This window comes from Mesorhizobium sp. WSM4823, assembly GCF_055811195.1.
Window position 1 is genome coordinate 176235 of sequence record NZ_JBVVQL010000012.1, and the last position, 22401, is coordinate 198635.

Here is a 22401-nt window from a genome sequence, read left to right on the forward strand (position 1 = left end):
CGTGGGTTAAGGTCGGACAGCCAATTTCGAGAGAGAAATGATCATGGCTAACGCCCAGCAGGAACTGGCCGAATTCGTCATCAGCAAGGCCTTCAGTCCGGTTATGCGAGCGAAACCGGATGGAAAATCCGATGCCGACCGCAAGACCCTGGAGCACGTGCAGCAGGCGACCAAGACCGAGATCGAGCGCTACCGTAATTATGACTCCGCTCAGCAGGTCGTCGTTAATTTCAAACGCGACCTGAGTTCCGACGCCGCCAAGAAGGTGCACTCTCAGCTGCGGCGCCTGCATCTGCCGACAATCGAGGACATCAAAGATGACTTCGAAGATAAGGCCCGCAAGCTCAGGGTCAAAGCATCGTAGTGACGGACCTGGTCACTGAACCCGTGACCGCATCGGCAAGATCGCCAGGTGTCGAGTTGCTCAGACAATGGCCCGATCCCAACCGCCATAGTGTTGATCGCTGCGCGTGCCGCGCGGCAGGCTGAGCGCGATCAGTACCAGACCGATCGCAACGTCCGCCACCACCGCCGCGATTCCACCACCGGCAAATACGAAGGGTGACACCGCGATCCATGCACCAAGCACCACGTTGAGAAAGCGCACCGGCCGGACAATTTCGGCCATGGCGGTCACTGCGACCATGACGATGAGACAGCCGACGACGTGATCGCTGAAGTAGAGCGGCGGCTCGGTGCTAAAGATCAACGGCGTCGTCATCAGCAACGCGCCGAGCAGCGTACTCGCTATCAACGTCCACGGGAAGTTCACGCCGCCGGTGACAAATTCCTTCAGCAGCTCGGAAGCTGGACGGTCGAGGTCGGTGGCAGGTGTCTGGTTCTCCGACAGCGCCGGTCCGCCCATCCAGAAGGTACGCCAGAACGGCTCGCCCGCTCTCGTAGCACCCCAGAGATACTGGACGGTCGCCAGCACTTCATCGACGGAGTAGGGAATTAGCACCACCGTGACGACGGCCTGAAGGATACATAGCGTGCACAGCGCGCCAATCAGCGGTGGCTGAATGATGATGAAGGAGACGCTGACCACGCCGAGCGGAACAATCAGCAAGCCGAAGAGGATCACCATCCACGGCATGGTGCGCCAGCGTCGGCGGTCGCCGATCGCGCCGGCGAGTATATCGAGGCTATAGGCAAAGGCGCCGAGCCCGGCATCGGCGATCGGGAAACCTTTCGAGACCCATGACGTCACCACCGCCTCGCTGCCGTTGCGCACTGGTGCGCCGCCGGGGCCGAAGAACGGATCCCATAGCCCATCTATGTGGCCCATCTGGTAGGCGGCGAGATAGCGCGAAACGAATAGGCCGACGAAGGCCAGCGCCACGATGGGGATCCGCTGCGTGAAGCTGGATGGCGAATAGGTCCAGCCCAGCGGGCGGTCGTCGTCGGCCGCCAGCGCGCGGCGGCTGATGCCGGGGGTCGGCGGAATCATCACTGCAAAGGCGACGATCAGCATGCCCGCGAGCGTGTCCATGGCATAGGCGGCGGCGCTGGTCGTCCAGAACAGCAACGGCGCAAGCATCACCCACAGACCGAGCGATGCCGTGATCCACTGCACCCAGCGCCAGCGTCTGAGCATCCCTAGCAACGCAAAGACCGTCACGAGCAAGCCGGAAACGATTTCGCTGACACCGAGACCGGCATTGCGGAATTCGGGCTCCGCAATTGAATGTCCCAAAGCCGGAGGTATTGCGGCTGCGACGGGATCAAACAGGCCGACAGTCATCGGCGACGTGACCAGCCACAGTCCGAGCGCAGCGTTGGTCATCGGCGCCCAGAGCGTTCTGGACCGATGCCGTTTTATCGCCGCTTCGACGTCTTCCTTGCTTCGTTCGAGCGGCCCCTTGAGGCGCCTTTCGGCCTGCTCGATCTCGGGATCCGAAGCCGCGACAACGGGCGGATTGAGCTTGTTGGCCGCGTACCAATCCGTGGGGTCCTGTTTCAGCCGGCGGATCATCTCCGGCAACGTGTCCAGCAGCCTATGTCGTGGCGACCAGCCCAGCAGATCCTCGGCCCGCGAGATGTCGATCTCGTAGTGATCGTCCGAGTTCTCGATCATCCACGGCTTGATGTCGGTGTCCTGGTCGAGCACCTCGGTCTGCACCCAGGCGCCCAGCTTCGTCAATTGCTTCGGCAGCGCCAAGGTGCGCCAGTCCTCGCCGTGGATGAGCCGGCCGATGCGCTTCTGCATCTCCTCGTATGACGGTGTGTCCGCCTCGCCGATCAGAAGCACCGTCTCGGGTGGAAGTTCGGCGCGCCGGTCGACGGTGCGTAGCACCGCATCAACGAGATCGTCCTTATGCAGATAGGGCTGGCCGGCGGTGATATCGCCGGCGAACAAATAGGCGGTCGGCAAACGCTCGAAGATGCGAGCGATCTGCTGGGCAACGAACGCCGCCCGGCAGTCTTCATCATAGACGCCGGCGAACCGCAGGATCACCGTTTTGATTTCCCCATGCTCTCTCGAGATCAGCGCCTCGGTTTCGGCTTTCGATTTCGGGTAGGCCCAAGCCGGGTCGAGCGGCGAGTCTTCATTGATTTTCGTGCCCTTCCCCGGGCTTGGCGCGTGGACGAGAAGTGTGCTGGAAAACACGAACTGCTCGGTCTTGATCGCCGTCAGCGCCTTCAGGAGCCGGCGCGTGCCCTGCACGGTGACGGCATCATATTTCGGATTGTCCTTGCCGGTGGTGTCATAATAGGCAGCAAGATGGATGACCGAGGCGATGCGACCGCCGCTGCGCTCCCGCACCGCCTCCACAGCCCTACTCACGCTGTCATCCGAGGTAAGATCGATCTCGATCGTCTCCATGCCGGCGGGGAGATGCTTCGGTTTTGCAACATCGAGACCGATCACGCGGTAGCGGGCAATCAAGCCTTGCGCAATGGCCTGCCCGAGGAAGCCGCTGCTGCCGGTGATAAGAACCGTCGGACGGGGCGCGCCGTTACCCGCCACAGCTCAGGCCTGCTCGCCACGCCGTCTGGACTTCAACCGGGTAGCCTGCCGGTCCCGATCACGGTTGGCCGTTCCATTCAGCCAAATGTTGGCGATCTGTAATGTCTTGTCGAAGATGCGGAATCCAGCTGCGCTCATCATTGCCTCACCGAGAAGGGACCGTCTCGCGCCGGCCACTTAGTGAGTTAAACACCGGCATGCCTGAAATGTTTCGAGGCCGGATGGAAAATTGCTGGAACTGGTCACTCCGCGGCGAAGCGGACCTGGCGCAGCATCGCACTCGCACCGGGCTCGCGATTCAGCTAGTCCCTCTTATGGTTGGCTTGTCCGTGTCGTTCCATTCCGCCTTGCGTGCCCGCGCTTCGTCGACGACCAGCTTGAATTCCCGCATCATCGCGCTCTCAATGGCGAACGCACTGCTTGGCAGTGCGCCGGGGTCTTCCTGATTATTCTGGAATTGAAAACGGGCTTCCAGTTCGGCCCATATTCGCTCGGAAGGCGCGTCGGGGCCAGCAAGCAGCGCGACGATCAGCGACAAAGTCTCTCGCTGGGCATTCAGCCGCCCCTCGATCTCTTCATTCGGCAACTCGGACATATGGATCGCTTCCGATATCAGGCATAACGGCAAAATCGGACCCTTGTTCCGGAATTCAGTGCATCAGCTGCACCAGGTCATCGGCGTTGAGAACGTCCCCGCCTGGTTACGGGTTTCATCCGCTGCTGCCATATTGACGGGTAATGATCTCGAGAAAATGGCCGTTCGGGTTCTCGAAATGAACGCCGCCGCCGTCGAGTTGATTGATTGCGCCCAGCTGTGTCCGGCAAGGTCCGCGCTGAAGAACGCCTGGACAGTCTGAAGAATATCGCATGATTGTGACCGGCGCTGCAGGTCTGCAGCACTAGGCGTCAGAAACGATACCGGATCCCAAGAGTGTTTGCATTAGAACCCTCTTTCATATCTCCAAATGTGCCATCGGCACCGGATCTATGGTGGAGTTGGTAGACAAGTTCGACATTGGGAGCTTGCCTAGCTCTGAAAGAAAGCTCCGCACCAATGAAGCCGAGGAACGATGCATCGCCGCCGTCACGGATTTCGTGGTCGCGCTCGATCTCGGTAGGGCCTGTAACAGCACTGAATCCAGCTGTCGCTGCGGGCGCAATCGCCAAATCACCAATGACGAGGCCCTGATGGCGAAGTCGCGCTCCGGCCCAAAGTTCGCCAGACGTATCATCGTCCTCGCCAAATCTTATGGCCGCGCCGGTGACGCCACCGAGAACGAAACCAGCGCCTATATCGACGAGATCGCGACCATATGCGGCCCCGACTATATAGTTGTCGGTGTAGTCGGCACCAAAGACGTCGATCACATCCCCGAAGGACCCGCGCGCAAAGACGCCACCAAAGACGTAGATATCATTCTTGGTCGGCACACCGTCCGTGAAAGGGTCCTGCGTCGCAAAATAGATAAAGGGAGAATTGTCGTCGGCGGGTCCAGAACTGACTGAGGTGCTCAAGATCACCGCAGCCAGGGCTGCTTGCAGTCCGCGCATAGACAAGCTCCGAATCGATCCGCCAGTCGATCATCCATGCTTCGTGAATTTTACGAGGAAGAACAAGGTGCGAATTAGTTTATCGCCAGAATGCTGAATGCGGGTACGTTCTGGTAGCTCGAACCCTTTGGCAGTCGGCGCACAACGACAATGGCCGCAGTCAGGCGACCGGTCTAGCGAACGGGCTTTCATGAGAAGAGCAGAGCGAACTCGAAATGCCGTCCATCTTCTGTTCTTATCGCGACGGCCAAGGAACCCGCCGCCGACCAGATCGTTTCGCGATATCTGACGCAGACCGGAGGCAAAGCATGCTCGAAATGCCGCATGCTCGCAACCGCATGGTCGACGCGCATATAGCCCGTCGGGACGCCGCTCGGACCGGAACACGCCAACGCCGGAGCACCCGATACTTCTCTATTCGGGCTTTAGATCGCCGCTATGCTGCGTGACGTTGACTATGTCGTGCGAAAACTCGACTGGATGCGCGCCGAAGGCATCTGGCCGAATGGCCCGCGCTATCTCTGGACCGACGCTTTTGGGGTGGTGCTTTATGTCTCGCTTTACAAGGAGCTCGGCGAGGAGCGTTGGCTGGATGAGGCTGAGCGGCTGGTGGCGGAGGTCGAGCGTGTACTCGGCCGTCGGCGCGGACTGAGGATCGGCGAAGCGGTCGACCGCGACGGACAGTATTTCCATTACCTGGCGATGTGGCTGTTCGCCCTGGCGCGTCTCGGCGATCTGAAGCCGCGATACCGCGCGCGCGGCATCGCGCTGGCGCGGGACATTCATCCAGCTTTCGTGATCCCCGGCCGCGGGGTGGTCTGGAAGATGCAGGAGGATTTGCGCAGTCCCTATCCCGGTTACGGCCTCGGCAGCATGGACGCCTACGATGGCTACGTGTCCTACCGGATGCTCGATGAAGACGCACTGGCGCCCGAGATCGCGCAGATGCGTGACCTGATGGAGCGCGATTGGCGCACCCTCGACATTGAACAGGATCTCGGCCTCGGCATGATGCTGTGGCTCGCCCACTTCTTTCCTGCCGAGCCATGGGCGGAGGCGCAGACGACACGTTCGCTGGCAACGTTGGAAACGATGTGGGTCGATCCGCCGGGCTATTTCAGCCGCGCGCCGTGGCTCCGCGATACGAAATTCGCCTTCACCAACTACGGTGTGTCGCTGGGCTTGCAGGCGGCCGGCGTCCGGCCCGAGCGTGTCGAGAGGCTGAACGCTTTCTTCGAGGATTGGCGCTCCGGTGACGAATACGATCGCGAGGCGATCACCTGGGTGATGGCCTGCACCTCGCGTCTTCCCGGTGCGTTTGTTTCCTCCGGAGGGCCCAACAACGATTGAAGACGGTAGTTTCCGGGAACGTTCTCGTGCCGGTGGGGTTGTCGATGACAAGTGCATCGAAAACGCAAGGGACGCGGGTGAAATGGCCCATCTTTCGGGAAAACCGGGAAGCTGTTGGGTGGCTGCCGCCACCGCTACGAATTATCCTCCGATCGAGGGCTCGATCCATGCGGAAACCGTTGTCGTGGGCGCTGGGATTGTCGGGCTGACGACGGCGCTTCGCCTTTGCGAGGCAGGTCGGTCGGTGATCGTCATCGAAGGCCTGCGAACAGGCGGCCAGGTGACCGGTCGCTCGACGGCCAAGATCACGACGCAGCACGCGCTGATCTATCGTCATCTCATCGATACGTTCGGCCGGGACGTGGCGCAAGCTTACGCCGATGCGAATTCCGCCGGCGCCGTCCAAATCCGGGAATGGGTTCGCAACTATGCCGTCCCCTGCGATCTCGAGACCAAGGACGCCTATGCCTACACCTGCGATGCCAGGCGGCGCGCGGAAATCGTCGCCGAAGCAGAGGCCGCGCGCCAAGTCGGGCTGAGCGCCGATAGTCTCGAGCGTGCGCCGCTGCCTTTCGAAACGGCCGCCGCTTTGCGTTTTGCCGACCAGGCGCAGTTCAATCCGGCGATGTACCTGGTTGGCCTGGCTCAGGCGGTTACGGCTCGTGGCGGACGGATTTTCGAAAACAGTCGTGCGATCTCTATTGGCGAGGCAAGCCGCTGGCGCGTCGTCACCGACAGCGGCACCGTTCACGCCGAGTATGTGGTCGTCGCCACCAACATGACAGTGAAGAGTCCCATCGGTATGGCGAACCGGACCCAGCCGCGCTGCCACACTGCCATGGCGTTTCGGATCGATGACCCTCTTGCTGTCGACGGCATGTTCATCGGCATCGACGATCCGACCCATTCCATCCGCACGGGCCGCGATGCCGAAGGCCCGCTGCTGGTCACGCTCGGCCCCAAGTTCGACACGGGCCAGGATGGCGACGTGGCGAAACGGTTTGTCGACTTGGAACAATGGGCAAGAATGCACCTTCCAGTTGGGGAGGCTGCGTGGCGCTGGTGTAATGAGGACTATGATACGGCCGATAGAGTTCCGTATGCTGGCGAGCCCGATCCGGACAAGGCCCCCGGTTTTCACATTGCCACGGGATTCAACGCCTGGGGCATCACCAACGGAACCGCCGCTGGCGCGATGATTGCGGATTTGATCTGCGCTCGGCCGAGCCCATGGCAAGAGCTCTATGATCCGGCGCGGTCTTATCCCGAGGACTTTCACAAGAATGGCCGCAGCCAATCTATTGTCTCAAGCCCCGACGACATAGCGCCCGGCATGGGTGGTGTGATCGTCAGGGACAACGAAAAGATCGCGGCGTGGAGAGACACTGAAGGTGTACTCCACCCCGTTTCGGCGACATGCACCCACAAGGGTTGCACAGTGACCTGGAACAACGCGGACAACACATGGGATTGTCCTTGCCATGGGTCGATTTTCGCCACCGACGGTTCAGTAATCCACGGCCCGGCTCGAAAACCGCTTGCCCCGGCCGCGCTGTAAAAAAGGCGGCGCCGAAACGGCCCGGCGTTACCGCGCGTAGGTTCCGACCAGCTCAGTCTGCTCCAGCGCATGCTTGCGAGCTTCGTTCCAGACAAGCTGCACGCCTGCCTGCCCCGGCACACTGAGACTGGGCACGTCGAGCGCGGCAAGCCGGAAATGATAGTGATGGATGCCGTGCCCCACCGGCGGCTGCGGACCATCGTAATAGGCATTGCCGAAATCGTTGGTGCCTTGCCTCAGTGCCGACGGGCCCGGCTTGCCATCTTGCGCCTCGGCGAGTTCGCTGGCATCGGGCGGGATATTGAAAACCGCCCAGTGCCCGAAGGTTCCGCTCGGCGCGTCAGGATCCTGCACGACAAGAACAAGGCTTTTCGTACCATCCGGGACACCTGACCACTTCAGCGGCGGCGAGACGTTCTGGCCGTCACGGGTAAATCTCTCAGGGATTTCCCCGCCCGGCGGGAACGCGGGGCTGATAAGGGTGAGTGGCATTTTTCGATTTTCCCAAAGAAGCGTTGCGGTCGGGACTGGCGAAGTCCGGGCGCCATTCACGCCGCTTGCTGAGCTTCCGCGACGCGCCTGATTTCTCCTGGCAGGGATTCCCAAACCTTGAGCATCTGTCCTTCTTCCACATGGTGGGCAAGCACCTTGGATACGACCCTGAATGCATCCTTGGAATCGACCGGTCGGGTGAATTCCAGTTCCGCCTTGATCTTGGCCAAAAACTCGTCGAGCGACCGCAACTTCTCGGGTGTCTTGGAAGGCTGATACTGGTCGTAGTAGACGCCGCGTACCAGGATCGGCAGCTGCGAGCCTAGGTGGGCAGCAAGATCCGGCTGCATACGGTCCCGCAGGGCATGGAGCACTGCTCCGAGGACGTGCCATGCAACTTGCCGGTCCGGCCCCATCGCGGTCATGATCTCGTCGAGCCAGATGTTCGTCGTCTGCAGCGTCTTGTCGAATACGTCGAGTCCGGTGGCGTTCATCGAAGCCTCCTTTTTCTGTCAGCTGTTTGAATGGCTCATGGGGCGAAACGGCCTTGGTCGGCTGTTGTTCCCGTCCCCAGGCCTAATCGCCCTCTTTCGCGAAGCAGTTATCTATCCGCCAAGCCTGCGCTCAACGTGCTGCCGTCAAGATTTGACTCATCAAGATTTGGCCACGGCAACGAAAAGCGATTGTCCTTGCCTGTTGATGCTGAACAATATGGGCTTGTTCTGCTGGCGCGATTTCGCCCACTCCTCTTGGATGTCCGACGGCTGCGTCACATTCCGGTTGTTGGCCGAGACGATCACATCGCCGGGCTGAATACCGTTTTCAGCGGCGAGGCCGTTGGGGGCCACTTCTTGCACGAATACGCCTGTAATGTCCGGCTGGAGTCCGAGCTGCTGGCGCGCCTCATCCGGGATTGGGCTGAGCGACAATCCAAGACGCGTGTCGGCCGTTTCCGACTTTGGAACGGCGCTGGTCTGTTGCTCCTCATCGTTGCGCTGCCCGATGGTCAGAGCTATTTCCTGTTGGCTGCCTCCGCGATTCCTTGTCAGCGTCGTTTTTGTTCCCGGCTTTTGGCTCGCAGCCGCGAGCGTCAGATCGTGGACGCTCTGAATGTCCTTGCCGTTAAAGCGTGTAATCACGTCTCCTGCCGAGATACCTGCCTGCTCTGCCGGACTGCCGGGTTCGACCGAAGCGACCAGCGCTCCCTTGCTGTCGGGTATTCCAAGCGCCTCGGCAACGGACGGCGTGATCTCCTGGAGACGTACTCCGATGAAACCACGCTCGATCCGGCCCGTGCGGATCAACTGGTCGACGATGTTGCGGGCGGTGCGGGATGGTACCGCAAAGCCAATCCCTATGCTGCCCCCTGTGGGAGATACGATGGCCGTGTTGACCCCGATCACTTCGCCGCGCGCATTGAACAGGGGGCCGCCGGAATTGCCGCGATTGATTGAGGCGTCGGTCTGGAGAAAGTCGTCGTAAGGACCGGCATTGATGTCTCGCGAACGGGCCGAAAGCACGCCGACGGTGACGGTTCCACCGAGCCCGAACGGACTGCCGATGGCGATCGTCCATGCGCCGGGTTGTACTGCATCGGAGTCACCCCAGGCGGTCGTTGTCATATTGGGCCGTGGGTCGATCTTCAGCACCGCGAGGTCGGTTGCCGGATCCCGGCCGACGAGCCGCGCAGGCAAGGTCTCCTTGTCGGAGAATACGACATGGATTTCGCTTGCATCGGCAACGACATGGTTGTTGGTGACGATGTACCCATCGGGGCTGATGACAAAGCCGGAGCCAAGAGCCTCTCGCACCCGTGGTTGAGCCTGTCCCAGGCCGCGGCCACCGAAAGGACTAAGAAAGTCGTCCAGCGTCGCCTGGTCCTGGATGATCTGTCGGGTCGTTATTGCGACCACGGCCGGAATTTTCTCGCGCACGATCGCCGTGAAGTCGTTTGGGATTTCCTGGGCTGCGAGCGGAGCAAACCCGCCGGCCGAGAGCATCAGAGTTCCGGCGATCAGGCCGGCGCACAGTCTTTTATTCAAAACCGGAAACATGGTCTGCGGCTCCTCCAGCGTTCAGTGATAAACATGCGACGGCTCCAGCAGGGGCAGCGGCTCACCAGCGGATTACGACAACCTTCTCGTTGCCGTTGGCGAGTTCGACAGCTTCGGTGCCGTCTGGTTTGTGGCTTTCTACTCGGGCACTTTCTACCGTTTCGACGCCCGCAATGTTGACTGCGAAGGCCTCGTCGGTCTCGGCGGCACAGACCAGTGTTTCCGGTGGCAGATCCTTCACCTGGTTCATCAACTCGCGAAGCCTCATCGCGAACCTCCCTGGCACGGCGGGCCGGATTCTTTCGGCCACACCCTCCAACCATGTCCCCCGAGAAAGGTTCCTTGATGAGATTTTGCGGGCGTCACAGGATATCCCGGCGCAAGATTTCTCATAGGTCCCGAGAGAACAATCGTCGAATGGCCGCCCGTCGATTCATTGGAACCTCCAGCCAGCGAAGTGGATTGGATTGAAAGAATCTCCTGCACTGGACCTCGAAACCAGGAGGATACCCATGGCGACCATGAAAGCAGTTCGAATTCATACTTTTGGCGGGCCAGAGGTCCTTTCGCTGGACGAGGTTCCCGTGCCTCAACCCCGTGACGACGAGGTCACGCTTAAGATCTGCGCAGCAAGCGTCAATCCAGTCGACTACAAGACCCGTGAGGGTTCGGTGGGCGGGGATCTGCCCGTTACGCTCGGCCGCGATGTGTCGGGCGTGGTGGAATTGTGCGGCACGCGGGCTCATACGTTGAAGAAGGGTGATCCGATGTTTGCCATGCTTGGCCACGGCCGGGGCGGCAATGCCGAATACGTCGTGGTCAAGGCGACGGAGGCTGCCGCAAAACCGGAACGTCTTAGCCACGTGCAAGCCGCCGCCGTGCCGCTTGCCGGCATCACCGCGTGGCAAGGCCTTTTCGACCATGGTGACCTCAAGTCCGGGCAGCGGGTTCTCATCCATGGCGGCGCCGGCGGCGTCGGTCATCTGGCGATCCAGTTTGCCAAGGCTGCGGGCGCATTTGTCGCGACGACTGTTGCTGCCGAGGATTTCGATTTCGTCCGTGAGCTTGGGGCCGACCAGGCAGTCGATTACAAGAACCAGCGCTTCGAGGACGAGGTCGGAGACATCGACATGGTTTTTGATCTGGTGGCGGGCGACACACAGGACCGCTCCTGGAACGTGCTGAAGCCCGGCGGAACAATTGTTTCCACCCTTTCGGAGCCCTCGGCGGAACAGGCACGCCTGCATCAGGCGCGTGCGGTCTCCTACATGGCTGAGCCGAATGCGGCGCAGCTTGCGAGGATCAGCGGCCTCATCGATGACGGCAAGATAACGCCGTTCGTGCAGGCAACTTATCCTCTGGAGGAGGTCGCCAAGGCTGAAGAGCGGCTGGAGAGCGAGCATACGCGCGGAAAGATCGTGCTTCAGGTGGTCGCCTGAGGCCGGAACGCTCGAATTTCCCGGAATGTTCGAAACCGCCGCCGAGCTCGTAAACGAATGCGGACTATTCAGTGACTACGAGCAGAAGAATGGATCTGTTTGGCACTGATTATTCGTAAGTGCATATTAATTCGGCCTCACCCAGCATGTTTTCGCGGGCAGCCTGCCAGACTATCAGGGCATCGGGTTCAGGGCCGATAGGAAGGTTGGCAACGCCAAGGGCCGCAAGCCTGAAGCGATAGGTGTGAGGTTTGTCGCCGGGGTGCTGGTCGGGTCCGTCATAGTGAAGATTGCCGAAATCGTTGAAGCCGTGAGGCAAATCCTCGGTTCGCGCTTTGGAGCTCCGTCCCTCGGCTAAATGACGCCGCTCACCGCCGATGTCATAGACCGCCCAATGCCGGGACGCCTGTGACGGTGCATCCGCATCTTCCATGACGAGCACGTAGCTGCGCGTGCCCGGCGGCGGATCGCTCCATTCCAGAAACGGGGAGAGATTATCGCCGCGCCGGGCATGACGGTCCGGAATGGGCTGGCCGCTCCGAAAGGCGGGACTTGTCAAAGTGAACGCCATCACTTTTCTCCATGCTGGGTCGGTCGAAATGGAGGCTTCGGGCGCACGCACCGCGGCTTCACTCCAGCGGTCCCAACCACCACAACCGGCTATTGTTCCTCCTGTTTCTCCGAGAACGACAACATGTGACGCTAAGGTATGGGCGCGGCCCCGTTACCTGAAACGGGCTTCTTCCGGTCGCCCTCTACATGGTCCGCTCCGCCTCTCTTTATGATCGTTATATGCTCGCCGACAAGAAGCGCGACCGGGCGAGCAGGAGGTATTCACCCGACCGCTCTGGAAGCAGGGCGTCGGCCCCTATCGACTGCGTTGCCGGCGAGGTCACCGGCATTTAACGGGCAAGCACGCACGAGTACGATCAAGACCTTGTCTCGTCACCGTTCTGCGAAGCTCAATGCACAAATCTTGCCCTCAGCCAAGCCAGAATTCTGTTCCCGGTAGTTGTCCGGCGAACCCTGGCGGCAGCCCAGCGCGCTTGCATCGTAGCGCCAACGTGGCAGTGACAGACGATGTTGTGCAACTGCCGGTCACTTAATTCGAAGAAGCGCTTTGCCTCACCATAGGTATCATCTTTCAGACCTATGGCGCGCAGCACCGGATCCTCGTAGGCAACGGTGATCGGCGAGCCCGCGCCACGCGCTACGGCACGGGCTTCAGGGCTGAGATATTCGGTGCCTGAAAGCGCTCCGAGGCAGCGCCGTGGATTTTGTTCGAGAAGTTCTGCCCAACGCTCGATCCGCTGCGTCCGAGTCATGGTCGGGTATGTCGCCGAGGGCTCAACTTTTGCAATTGTCTGCAGTTGGTCGAGTGTTTGGTGTTTCATGGTCGGCTCCTTTCGATAGGTCGAAGCGCCCACGCCCTCACAGAAGATTATTGCGCTGCAGCGCGCCGACAAGGCCGTATTTGGCAATGTGAGGAATTTGCCTCCCGGCATGGGTTCGTATCAGGAACCTTCTCGGGGCCTGCTTGTTTGGCTACTGGAAGGAGGAGTGTCATGAGCACAAAGCCACCACCCGTTCCGGCAGAAAACCAGAGTCCGAAGGGTCCCGGCGATAAGAAGTCGGTTCCTGTCGACCAGACGCCGCACGGCCATTCCGCACCGAATCCCGACAAACAGGGCCAGCAAGGCAATGTGAAGGTCAACACGACCCACCAAGGCCACCAGCAGGACCGTTAGGTGATACATGTCCACGTCGAAAAAGACCCCTGCCAGCATCCGCCATGGCGGTCCTGGCGCATCGCACGAAAACGCCAAGGAGCCGTTGGTGATAGAAAAGCCGCCAGCCGATTCCGATCAGCGCAGCCAAAGCAAGATCTCGGGTGGCGGAGGCGAACGCGACAGCCATCATACTCATGATCCCGAAAAGAAAGGTGGCGGCACTCGACCTGCCCACAAAGGGAAGTGAATGGTTCTTTTCTTCACATCTTAATTGAGGCGTGCGTCTGGCATTTTTGCTGAAATGCGAGGCGCAAACATCGGGCCGTCTGCTGCAACACGGCGCGCGGTCGGCCGCACCGTCTCAACCCGTTATACCAAGGGCGGCGCGGTGGGCTGGGCAGCGCTTTGATCCGGTGGAATGACCTGTTGTTCGGCCGAGCGCCACATGGTGCGCAGTTTTTCCGGTAAAGTGGCTTGGACCTTCGCGACCTGACCACGCGATATATGCCGCGACAGCGTGGCAAAGACGGAACGCACCGCTTCGCTGGCATCGAGAAGCCGTGCATCGGACAGGCGATCGGTGACTTCGATGACAAACTCGTCCCAGTCCCAGTCGCTCGGCTGCCTTGCCGGCTCGAACCGATCATAATAGGCGCCACGCACCAAAACCGGCAGCTCGGCGCCTAGATGCGCCGCTAGCCCCAATGGCAGCCGGTCCCGCAACATCTGAAGGACTGTCGACAAGACATTCCAGGAGAGCTGCCTATCCGGGCCTAGCTCGTCCATCAGGTCATTGAGCCAGATGTTGGTTGTATCAAGCGTCTTGTCGAAGACGTCGAGGCCTGTTGCGCTCACTTTACCGTCCTCCCGGTTATTGCGCACAGTCACTCGTGAACGGATTACGTCGGCATGAGTTCCCTTGCAGGTCCAAATTCCGCAACTGTTGCTTCTTGACCGACCGTCGAAACTTCTCGTGAACCTACCGTTCTCCGGCTGAACGAACCGTAACGATACTACTTCCGGTGGAACAGGAAGCCCTTCTGGGAGTTCATACCATCATCAACATGCGCATGGACGTGCCCTTTAAATGGCGCGGCAGCGCAAGGAGGACCATTATGAGTCTCGGAACCATACTCATCATCATCTTGATCCTTGCCTTGCTTGGCGGATTCAGCGGTCTGGGTGGTGGGCCGTTCTATGGCACTGGTTATTATGGCGGCGGCGGGCTCGGTCTCGTGCTGCTCATCGTCATTATTCTGGTCCTTCTCGGACGCATTTAGGGCACGCACGATCAGACCGACAATTTGCCCGCGTGTTCCTTGTGGCCTAGGAATACGGCTGGCGAATATGCCTACGGCTGGCGCCAAAACGGGAGACGTGATAGTCGCAAAAGGGAACCGAAATTACCCAAGTGCATTGTAGCCGCTGCTGAAATCCACTGGAATGGCACATAAGTGAACTTCGTCGAACAAGCCGATGTCGGCCTCGGAGTTCCGGGCCTGCCTTCTGCCGATCTGATGCAGGCACTGCCCGTCGCCGTCTACACCGTCGACGAACAGGGACGTATCACCTTTTTCAACGAAGCCGCCGCTGAGCTCTGGGGCCATCGTCCGGTTATCGGACGGGACCTATGGTGCGGCTCGTGGAAGCTTCGTTATCTGGACGGTCGGGATATGGCGCATGGCGAGTGTCCGATGGCCGTGGCGCTGCGCGAAAGACGGGACGTCTCATGGGACCAGGCGATTGCGGAGCGGCCGGACGGCGAACTCGTTCCGTTCAGGGCTCACCCACGCCTGCTTCGCGACGAAGCCGGCAACGTCGTGGGTGCCATCAATACGCTGCTCGATCTGCGCACGGAGACGCTGGGCGATGAAGCCCGCATGCGTCTTGCCGCCATCGTCGAGTCGTCGATGGACGCCATCGTCTCGAAGGACATGAGCGGCATCATCACTAGTTGGAACGAAGCGGCAGAACGCTTGTTCGGCTACGCGCCTGCCGAGGCGATCGGCCGACCGGTGACGATGCTCATTCCACCCGACCGCCTCGACGAGGAAGTCTCGATCATCCGCCGCATTCGCGCCGGAGAACGCATCCCCTCCTATGAGACGATGCGCCTGCGCAAGGACGGAACGCTCGTTTCGGTATCGCTCACCGTTTCGCCGATCCGCGACGCCATAGGGCGGGTGGTCGGCGCCTCCAAGATCGCGCGCGACATCAGTCCCCATAAGGAGAACGAACGGCGCATCCGTCTGCTCATGCGCGAGGTCAACCATCGAGTGAAGAACCAGTTCTCGGTGATCATCTCGATGATCCGCGAGACCAGCAAACTGACGAGCACGCCCGAGGCTTTCCTCGGGCAGGTTCGGGAGCGTATCACGGCGCTTTCGGAATCCCATGATCTCCTGGTCAATGCCGAGTGGCGAGGCGCGGCGGTCGACGAGCTCATCCAGGCACAGCTCAAGGCCTTCGCAGTGCAGTCGCGCGTGTCGATGGCGGGGCCAAAGGTGATGCTGCAGCCGAACGCCGTGCAGTATCTCGGCATAGCCTTTCACGAACTCGCCACCAATTCGGCAAAACATGGAGCGCTGTCCTGCAGCAACGGGCGCGTCGAAATCGATTGGAATGTGATCCCTGCCGGCGACGGTGCCGGTACCTTTCGACTGGCCTGGCGCGAATTGGACGGGCCGATCCTGGACGCGGTCAGAAGGCGCGGTTTCGGATCCGTCGTCCTCGAGCGGGTGGCGCCGCAGGCACTCAGCGGCAGCGGACGGCTGGAATTCCATGAGCAAGGCGTTACTTGGATGCTCGAGGCGCCGCTGCCCTTCGTCCAGACGTCAGTGGCGGATGACGCGGCCGTTTGAAAAACGCCCGTGAAGCTGAGCCCTTCCCCCTCCGACCGACTGTGCTGATGCTCGGGCGGACCTATTGCGTTCGGTCCGGCTGCCGATGATAGAGCGAAACAGTCCTGTCCTCCAGAACATCGAAGCCGCCGCTGCCAGGCAGAGCATCGTAATTCACTGGGTGCCGATGGACGCTATGTGATTCAAGAACTGTGAGGCTATCGAATTCCATGGCCGCCCCGCAGAACTGGGCCGCTTGCAGCACCAGGCATTCGATATCTTCAAGCGCAACGTTTTCTGCAAGGTTTCGTCGTCGCACCGCCTCGGCCACCGCGGTGACATTGACGATCCTCTCGCAGCGGGCGGCCGCCCGAACTTGCAGTTCAACATCGTGACACAAACGGGCCGAATAACGGTATCTCATGGAAAACCCTCTCTTTCAGGAGCGGTTTGTCCCTCGCTAATAAGCATGTGCCATATCGACCCGACTGGCAAGGGAAATCCACGAAATTACTGTGTAAAATCAATAATTTAGTATACCACGCGAACTGCGCAAACGACGCCTCGTAGTAACTGTCAGCCTTTCACGCCAATAGCCTATGACCCTATCTTGACGGTCGAACAGACTTTTCCTAATTCTTAGACAAATACTAACTTTGAGCGGCTGGAGGGAAAAATGGCCGACCTGGAAAGACCCGAACGACTGCAGATCATGCTAACTGCTGACGAATTGGCCGCATTGGAAAACTGGCGCTTCGAAAGGCGCATGCCAAGCCGGTCGGCGGCGGTGAGAGAGTTGTTACGGCGCGGTCTTCATGCAGACGGGTTCCTGACGGCAGCACAAGGTGCCAAGTCACAGGATTTTGGAATTCTGCCCAGTTCCGGGATTGTCGATGGAGGGTCCGGCGACTAGGCCCTCGAACACCGCGCGTCGGCGTGGCCAGCAACTCCTGGTTTCCCGAGAATCGGCGGCATAAGGCCGTCTCCAGCGCGAAGCTGAAGATGCTTCGGTAAAGTCTATCGGAGCCTTGCCCGCGCTCGGGAACTTCAGGCAATCGTCGCGCGTTCGGTGACACGAGCTTCGATGCCACGCGCTTGAGGCAGGTGGTACATCAAAGCAACACGGAATGCGTCTTCACACGGGGATCGAGCTAGTGAGCTTCCTGTACCGCGCGGCAAAAATCGCCGAACAAGCTCATGCCGGGCAGACAGACAAAACCGGTCGGCCCTACATCGAGCATTGTCGCCGGATCGTCGACGCCGTCGAAACGCTCGACCAGAAGGTCGTTGCCTACCTTCACGACGTTATTGAGAAAAGCGACGATTGGAACCGCGATCGGCTTGAGGCGGCTGGTTTTGGGACATCCATCGTGTCGGCAGTGGATGCTATGACCCGCAGGCCGGACGAGGACGACTTCGCTTTCGTGCGTAGAGCAGCAGCCAATCGATTGGCGCTGCCGGTCAAGCGCGCAGATCTCGCTGACAATCTGCGGCAGGCACGGCAGGTTGGCACCTCGACATCGAAATATGAAGACGGCCTGCGTATACTCGACGAAGAATTCGCCGACTGACGGTAAAGATCTTCGCCCATGGCGTGATGGCCGATGTGGAAACGAAGCGCCCTCTACTCGGGAGTGTGGGGTGTATGCCGCTTATCCTCGGCAGGATCGGCATCTATCCGCGCCTTGTCAGGATCGAAGGCGCCATGGCGGGCGATGGCCAGTGCCGGGGTATCGGGCGTCTCATAGGCCCACATGAAATCGTCAGCCGCTCCGCCGACCGCCTGCACCCGCCAGTAGCTCGCCGTTCCCTTCAACGGGCAGCGCGTTGTGGTGTTCGTCTTCTCCAGAAGCTCGAAATAGATATCCTCGAAAGGGATATAGAAGACAGGGTCATGCCCTTCTTCGTAAACTACCTTTGCCCGTTCGGTGGAGGCAATAATCGCGTCGGAGAACCTGACCGTCACGGTTCCATTGAACGGGCTAATCGTAAGCGCGCTGGGATGGCGGGCGGAATTTGCGGCTGAGGGCTGCATTCGACTTCTCCGTTGGCTGCGCCGTCCCCACCAAACGCCGCATCGCCCGTCGGGTTCCAGTTTGGCCGGGCTTTGCGTTTCGACAAATGCACTGGCGCGCGCCCGCCACTACCAAACGGAGGCGCAGCGATGGCTGCCTTCATGCCTTTGCCGCGACGGATGAAAAACCTCCGGGGACCACTGGGATCCAGGGAACGTTATCGCCGAAGAGTTCGTTGCATGAATCATCAACACCGAATCGGCGGCGGGCTTCGCAAGTAGAAGGGAGATTGCCATGAAAGTCGGCAACTGCATGACGAGGAATGTCCAGGTCGCGACCCCCGAACAGTCCATTCGCGAAGTAGCGCAGATCATGGGTAGGCTCGACGCCGGCGTGATGCCCGTGGGCGACCACGACCGGTTGGTCGGAATGATCACCGATCGTGATATCGCGATCCGCGGCGTAGCATTGGGTAAGGGGCCTGACGCCAAGATGGGCGATGTCATGAGCCCGGACGTCAAATATTGCTTCGATGACGAAGACGTCGAGCATGTACTTGAGAACATGGGCGACCTGCAGGTACGTCGGCTTCCGGTTCTGAACCGCGACAAGAGGCTCGTCGGGATCATCTCGCTTGGCGATCTCGCGACGAATGGCGAAGCGGCAGAAGCGGGAGAAGCTTTAAGCGGCATCTCGAAGCCGGGCGGCGAGCACTCACAAACCAGACACGTCGGTGCCAGCGTCTGATGTTCTCGAATGATTGCAAGCGCCTTGCCAAAGCCTATGGTGAAGGCGGGGCCTCTCGGAGTGGATAGATGTGGGTTGGTCGCTGAACCTCGGGACGATCGCAGGCACGACCGTGCGCGTTCACTTCACTTTCCTGCTTCTGCTCGTCTGGATTTGGCTAACCCACTATCGCATCGGCGGCACGCCAGCGGCTTGGGAAGGCGTTGCCTTCATAATTGCTGTCTTTGCCTGCGTGGTCCTGCATGAGTTCGGCCATATCGCCGCCGCACGGCGCTTCGGCATCAGCACGCCGGACATTACGCTTTTCCCGATCGGCGGCGTGGCCAGGCTGGAACGCATGCCGGAAGAGCCGGGGCAGGAGTTCGTGATCGCGATCGCGGGGCCGCTGGTCAATGTCGCGATCGCGGCGCTGATCTTTGCCTTGCTCGGTGGGTCGACGGGTGTCGAACAGATGGCCGGGATTGAGGACCCGCGTACCAATTTTCTTGCCAGACTTGCAGGGGTCAACATCTTCTTGGTCCTTTTCAACATGATCCCTGCCTTCCCGATGGACGGCGGCCGCATCCTGCGCGCCGCCCTCGCCGCCCGCCTTTCCTGGTCGCGCGCAACTCAGATTGCCGCCACGATCGGCCAAGGGTTAGCCTTCGTCTTTGGGTTCATTGGGCTGTTCTACAATCCGCTGCTGATCTTCATCGGTATCTTCGTCTATCTCGCCGCGGCAGCAGAAGCGCAGAACGCACAGATCCGAGAGGTCGCCACAAGCGTTCTTGTCGGGGACGTGATGATCACCAAGTTCGCCCGACTGGAACGGTCGGCGACGCTCGACGAGGCAATCGAGATGCTGCTCGCCACCACGCAGCACGAATTCCCTGTCGTTGACTCCGCCGGTCATCTTGAAGGGTTGGTGACACGCGACGACATGATCCGGACGTTGAAAGAGAAGGGACCCGCTGCACCGGCCGCGGGCGCAATGCGGAATGACATCCCGAAAATACATCATCGCAAAAGTCTGGAGGAATGCCTGCGCCTCATGCAGAAGGCGGATGTGCCTGCTGTTGCCGTCGTCGACAATGCCGATCGGCTGGTCGGGCTGATGACGCACGAGACCATAGGCGAGATGCTTATGGTCCGCTCGGCCGTTTCAGATGCTTTCCGATTTGGCCGTTTGCGCGGAGGCAAGCCGCGGCCGGATCACGCCAGCGCTCTCTAAAATCGTAGGAGAACGAGCCGAGGGTGGAACCCGTCGGTTCCGGGCTGCCTCGGTTCGCATAACCTTGGGAGACGTCGGCCGGAACGACGTCGTTCCGGCCGATCTATCGTTTGCGTCTAAGAGCCGCCGACGTGAGGCAGGAGTTCAAGCGTACCGCGATAGATCATGTCGCCAGCCACGTAGAGGATCACCACCAGACCTACATAGGCTATCCAGCGATGCTTCTGAAGCAGATTGGCAATGAAGTTTGCGGCAATGCCCATCAGCGCGACCGAAAGGACAAGGCCGAAGATCAATACGTTCGGATGTTCGCGCGCAGCACCCGCTACCGCCAGAACATTGTCGAGTGACATGGAGACATCGGCGATGATGATCTGCCACGTAGCCTGCGCCAGGGTCTTGCGTGAAGCTTTGCCAGCTACGGTGCCGTCGTAGTCGACGTCACTTTCCGAAAGCGCTTCGATCGCCTGCATTTCCTGCGAATGGTCTTGCCGGAGTTCGCGCCACATCTTCCAGCATACCCACAACAGCAACACGCCACCGGCCAACAGCAAGCCGACGATCTGCAGGAGCTGAGTTGTCGCGGCCGCAAAGCCGATGCGTAGAACCGCCGCCGCGGCTATGCCAATAACGATCGCATTTCTGCGCTGGTCTTTGGGTAACCCGGCCGCGGCAAGGCCGATAATAATGGCGTTGTCGCCGGCCAGCACCAAGTCGATCATGATGACCTGCAGGAGAGCGGTCATTGCTTCAGGACTAAAAAATTCTGTCATACGGCACCCTTGCGTTCAGCTAGGGGGTGACGCGGCTTGCGAGCATAACCGTAGAGCAACGCGGACACCGCGTATGACAGGAGAATGCCGCTACAGCTGGAGAAATCTCAAAGCCAGGCCACCCGGATTGGAATTCCAGTCCGACATCACAGTCCCGATGGACTGCCAGAGGGGCCCGGCCTGGTAGCACCTAGCTATTGCCGCAAACGCGAAAACTCAAGGCCTAAATGTGACCCGGTCTATGCGATACCACCCTCAAGCTCAGCCGGCGGTATGCTACCGGTTTGAGCGCACCGCGCATCGAAGACCCAACCTCCTATCCCGCCGGCGCCAGGGAAGCAGGCACTTGGCGTCGCGCGGCCATTGAACGAACCGGTACTCGCAAGTAGACTGATATCATGGAGTTCGATCGGTCTTTGTGATCTGCGACCGCCGATGCGATGAAGGAAATCCGGCTTGGCTGTTCATCGACGACAGATCGGCCAATATCTGTTCCCAATCGGCTCCTTGGGCCTTGCCGCACTAATTCATTTCGGCGGCGCGCCGATCGAGCATTCGCTGCTTTCGATCAAGGTCCTGGCTTTGATCGTAGTCGCAATCTTCATCTTCGCGACCGTGTTTGTGGTTTTGCATCATGCAGAAGCCGTCGCACGGCGGCTCGGTGAACCCTACGGCACGCTGCTGCTGACATTTTCGGTCACGGCGATCGAGGCATCGGTCATCGTTTCGATGATGCTGCACGGCGAGAACAACCCGACGCTGGCCCGGGAGTCCGTATTTTCGACGGTCATGATCGTGTGCACTGGTGTCGTCGGGGTCTGCCTCACCCTGGGTGGGCTGAAGCATCGATATCAGGACATCAAACGACAGGGCACCAACGCTTCCCTTGCCGTCATCATGGCGCTGACGGTTCTTGTGCTGATCCTTCCAAACTACACGCTTGCCACAAGCCCCGGTGCGTTCTCCGCATCGCAACTCGCATTCGTGAGCGTCCTTTCAGTTCTCCTCTATGGTTCGTTCGTCTTTGCACAGATGGTGCGCCAACGGGGCGATTTTATCGAAGATCTGACATCCGGCGCCCAACATCAGGAGCATGTCCCCGAGGGCGGGAGAGTGACCGCGCACGTGCTCCTGTTATTTGTCGGGCTGGCAGGGATCGTTCTTCTGACCGAGCAGGTGGCCGGCAGCATTGAAGACGGGCTCGCGGCTCTTCACGTTACGCAGGCGGACGCAATCGTGGGTTTCTTCGTCGCAGCGCTGGTCCTTATGCCGGAGGCGCTATCAGCGGTTCGGGCCGCACTCAATAACGAGCTTCAGCGAGGACTGAATGTCGCCCTCGGCTCAGCTTGCGCTACGATCGGCCTGACGATCCCGGCGATCGGTGCGGCGAGCCTACTCACAGGACGAAGCCTGATGCTTGGCCTGGGTCCGGGGGATACCGTACTTCTCATCCTCGCGCTTGCCATCAGCATCGTGAGCTTTGGGACGGGCCGAACAACGATGCTGACAGGGCTTGTTCATCTGGTCGTGTTCGTCGCCTATCTGTTTCTTATCTTCGTGCCGTAGGATCGCAATCACCAACCGTCCTCGTGACTAGAGTCTTTCACGTTTTAACGGAAGCGTAGCCTGCGTTCGCAAAGTAATTGTCGCATTCGTCGGGGTCGATAGTGG

Annotated in this window: 26 protein-coding genes; 13 read left to right on the forward strand and 13 right to left on the reverse strand. The window is 60.0% G+C overall.

The window, feature by feature from the left end; translation table 11 throughout:
- The first annotated feature begins 37 nt into the window (after nt 1-37).
- Complete coding sequence (locus AC0L26_RS25160) at nt 38-364, forward strand: hypothetical protein (RefSeq protein ID WP_473635014.1); 327 nt, start codon at nt 38-40, stop codon at nt 362-364.
- A gap of 60 nt (nt 365-424) precedes the next feature.
- On the opposite strand, the gene AC0L26_RS25165 is transcribed toward AC0L26_RS25160, so the two are convergent.
- From AC0L26_RS25165 to AC0L26_RS25175, 3 genes are all read right to left on the reverse strand, one after another.
- On the reverse strand, nt 425-2971 hold the full coding sequence (locus AC0L26_RS25165) for an NAD-dependent epimerase/dehydratase family protein (RefSeq protein ID WP_473635015.1): 2547 nt from the start codon (nt 2969-2971) through the stop codon (nt 425-427).
- A 298-nt stretch (nt 2972-3269) separates the two neighbouring features.
- A complete protein-coding gene (locus AC0L26_RS25170; RefSeq protein WP_473635016.1) occupies nt 3270-3566 on the reverse strand; it encodes a hypothetical protein in 297 nt (98 codons plus the stop codon).
- A gap of 311 nt (nt 3567-3877) precedes the next feature.
- On the reverse strand, nt 3878-4522 hold the full coding sequence (locus tag AC0L26_RS25175) for a hypothetical protein (RefSeq protein WP_473635017.1): 645 nt from the start codon (nt 4520-4522) through the stop codon (nt 3878-3880).
- Nucleotides 4523-4960: 438 nt separating this feature from the next.
- Here AC0L26_RS25175 and AC0L26_RS25180 point away from each other — a divergent pair, with 438 nt between their 5' ends.
- Both AC0L26_RS25180 and AC0L26_RS25185 read left to right on the forward strand, forming a co-directional pair.
- The gene (locus AC0L26_RS25180) at nt 4961-5872 is read left to right on the forward strand and encodes a hypothetical protein (protein ID WP_473635018.1); all 912 of its coding nucleotides are present in this window, start codon (nt 4961-4963) and stop codon (nt 5870-5872) included.
- Between the two features lie 82 nt (nt 5873-5954).
- Nucleotides 5955-7430 carry an FAD-dependent oxidoreductase gene (locus tag AC0L26_RS25185; RefSeq protein WP_473635019.1) on the forward strand — a complete coding sequence of 492 codons (1476 nt, stop codon included), beginning with the start codon at nt 5955-5957 and terminating at the stop codon, nt 7428-7430.
- Between the two features lie 27 nt (nt 7431-7457).
- On the opposite strand, the gene AC0L26_RS25190 is transcribed toward AC0L26_RS25185, so the two are convergent.
- From AC0L26_RS25190 to AC0L26_RS25205, 4 genes are all read right to left on the reverse strand, one after another.
- Entirely contained in the window at nt 7458-7922 is a 465-nt protein-coding gene (locus tag AC0L26_RS25190) for a YbhB/YbcL family Raf kinase inhibitor-like protein (protein ID WP_473635020.1), read from the reverse strand.
- Between the two features lie 56 nt (nt 7923-7978).
- Complete coding sequence (locus tag AC0L26_RS25195) at nt 7979-8416, reverse strand: DUF2267 domain-containing protein (protein WP_473635021.1); 438 nt, start codon at nt 8414-8416, stop codon at nt 7979-7981.
- 159 nt (nt 8417-8575) lie between these two features.
- Entirely contained in the window at nt 8576-9976 is a 1401-nt protein-coding gene (locus tag AC0L26_RS25200; protein ID WP_473635022.1) for a Do family serine endopeptidase, read from the reverse strand.
- A 61-nt stretch (nt 9977-10037) separates the two neighbouring features.
- Nucleotides 10038-10244, reverse strand: coding sequence for a sugar phosphorylase (locus AC0L26_RS25205; protein WP_352929400.1), 207 nt, complete (start codon nt 10242-10244; stop codon nt 10038-10040).
- Between the two features lie 244 nt (nt 10245-10488).
- Here AC0L26_RS25205 and AC0L26_RS25210 point away from each other — a divergent pair, with 244 nt between their 5' ends.
- Nucleotides 10489-11415: an NADP-dependent oxidoreductase gene (locus AC0L26_RS25210; protein WP_473635023.1), complete on the forward strand. Its 927-nt coding sequence runs from the start codon at nt 10489-10491 to the stop codon at nt 11413-11415.
- A 109-nt stretch (nt 11416-11524) separates the two neighbouring features.
- On the opposite strand, the gene AC0L26_RS25215 is transcribed toward AC0L26_RS25210, so the two are convergent.
- Both AC0L26_RS25215 and AC0L26_RS25220 read right to left on the reverse strand, forming a co-directional pair.
- Entirely contained in the window at nt 11525-11986 is a 462-nt protein-coding gene (locus tag AC0L26_RS25215) for a YbhB/YbcL family Raf kinase inhibitor-like protein (RefSeq protein ID WP_473635024.1), read from the reverse strand.
- Between the two features lie 391 nt (nt 11987-12377).
- Nucleotides 12378-12809, reverse strand: coding sequence for a hypothetical protein (locus AC0L26_RS25220; RefSeq protein ID WP_473635025.1), 432 nt, complete (start codon nt 12807-12809; stop codon nt 12378-12380).
- A gap of 171 nt (nt 12810-12980) precedes the next feature.
- On the opposite strand from AC0L26_RS25220, the gene AC0L26_RS25225 reads away from it, so the two are divergent.
- Both AC0L26_RS25225 and AC0L26_RS25230 read left to right on the forward strand, forming a co-directional pair.
- Nucleotides 12981-13163: a hypothetical protein gene (locus tag AC0L26_RS25225; RefSeq protein ID WP_352929408.1), complete on the forward strand. Its 183-nt coding sequence runs from the start codon at nt 12981-12983 to the stop codon at nt 13161-13163.
- Nucleotides 13164-13170: 7 nt separating this feature from the next.
- On the forward strand, nt 13171-13392 hold the full coding sequence (locus AC0L26_RS25230) for a hypothetical protein (protein WP_352929410.1): 222 nt from the start codon (nt 13171-13173) through the stop codon (nt 13390-13392).
- A 122-nt stretch (nt 13393-13514) separates the two neighbouring features.
- Here AC0L26_RS25230 and AC0L26_RS25235 read toward each other — a convergent pair whose 3' ends face one another.
- Complete coding sequence (locus AC0L26_RS25235; protein ID WP_473635026.1) at nt 13515-14000, reverse strand: DUF2267 domain-containing protein; 486 nt, start codon at nt 13998-14000, stop codon at nt 13515-13517.
- 260 nt (nt 14001-14260) lie between these two features.
- On the opposite strand from AC0L26_RS25235, the gene AC0L26_RS25240 reads away from it, so the two are divergent.
- Both AC0L26_RS25240 and AC0L26_RS25245 read left to right on the forward strand, forming a co-directional pair.
- Nucleotides 14261-14425: a DUF3309 family protein gene (locus tag AC0L26_RS25240; RefSeq protein WP_095486346.1), complete on the forward strand. Its 165-nt coding sequence runs from the start codon at nt 14261-14263 to the stop codon at nt 14423-14425.
- 174 nt (nt 14426-14599) lie between these two features.
- A complete protein-coding gene (locus tag AC0L26_RS25245; RefSeq protein ID WP_473635027.1) occupies nt 14600-16006 on the forward strand; it encodes a PAS domain S-box protein in 1407 nt (468 codons plus the stop codon).
- A 61-nt stretch (nt 16007-16067) separates the two neighbouring features.
- Here the strand turns inward: AC0L26_RS25245 and AC0L26_RS25250 are convergent, their stop codons facing one another.
- A complete protein-coding gene (locus AC0L26_RS25250; RefSeq protein WP_473635028.1) occupies nt 16068-16409 on the reverse strand; it encodes a hypothetical protein in 342 nt (113 codons plus the stop codon).
- Nucleotides 16410-16661: 252 nt separating this feature from the next.
- On the opposite strand from AC0L26_RS25250, the gene AC0L26_RS25255 reads away from it, so the two are divergent.
- On the forward strand, nt 16662-16898 hold the full coding sequence (locus tag AC0L26_RS25255; RefSeq protein WP_354493563.1) for a hypothetical protein: 237 nt from the start codon (nt 16662-16664) through the stop codon (nt 16896-16898).
- Between the two features lie 241 nt (nt 16899-17139).
- Nucleotides 17140-17556 (forward strand): HD domain-containing protein, encoded by a 417-nt coding sequence (locus tag AC0L26_RS25260; RefSeq protein WP_473635037.1) that lies wholly within the window; start codon nt 17140-17142, stop codon nt 17554-17556.
- Between the two features lie 53 nt (nt 17557-17609).
- On the opposite strand, the gene AC0L26_RS25265 is transcribed toward AC0L26_RS25260, so the two are convergent.
- Complete coding sequence (locus AC0L26_RS25265) at nt 17610-18020, reverse strand: DUF427 domain-containing protein (protein ID WP_473635029.1); 411 nt, start codon at nt 18018-18020, stop codon at nt 17610-17612.
- Between the two features lie 274 nt (nt 18021-18294).
- On the opposite strand from AC0L26_RS25265, the gene AC0L26_RS25270 reads away from it, so the two are divergent.
- Both AC0L26_RS25270 and AC0L26_RS25275 read left to right on the forward strand, forming a co-directional pair.
- Complete coding sequence (locus tag AC0L26_RS25270; RefSeq protein WP_473635030.1) at nt 18295-18747, forward strand: CBS domain-containing protein; 453 nt, start codon at nt 18295-18297, stop codon at nt 18745-18747.
- Nucleotides 18748-18817: 70 nt separating this feature from the next.
- Nucleotides 18818-19957 (forward strand): site-2 protease family protein, encoded by a 1140-nt coding sequence (locus AC0L26_RS25275; RefSeq protein ID WP_473635031.1) that lies wholly within the window; start codon nt 18818-18820, stop codon nt 19955-19957.
- A gap of 116 nt (nt 19958-20073) precedes the next feature.
- Here AC0L26_RS25275 and AC0L26_RS25280 read toward each other — a convergent pair whose 3' ends face one another.
- A complete protein-coding gene (locus AC0L26_RS25280; protein WP_473635032.1) occupies nt 20074-20730 on the reverse strand; it encodes a TerC family protein in 657 nt (218 codons plus the stop codon).
- Between the two features lie 456 nt (nt 20731-21186).
- Between AC0L26_RS25280 and AC0L26_RS25285 the strand changes: the two genes are divergently transcribed.
- Nucleotides 21187-22296, forward strand: a complete 1110-nt coding sequence (locus tag AC0L26_RS25285; protein WP_473635033.1) for a calcium:cation antiporter — start codon at nt 21187-21189, stop codon at nt 22294-22296.
- Nucleotides 22297-22401 lie beyond the last annotated feature (105 nt).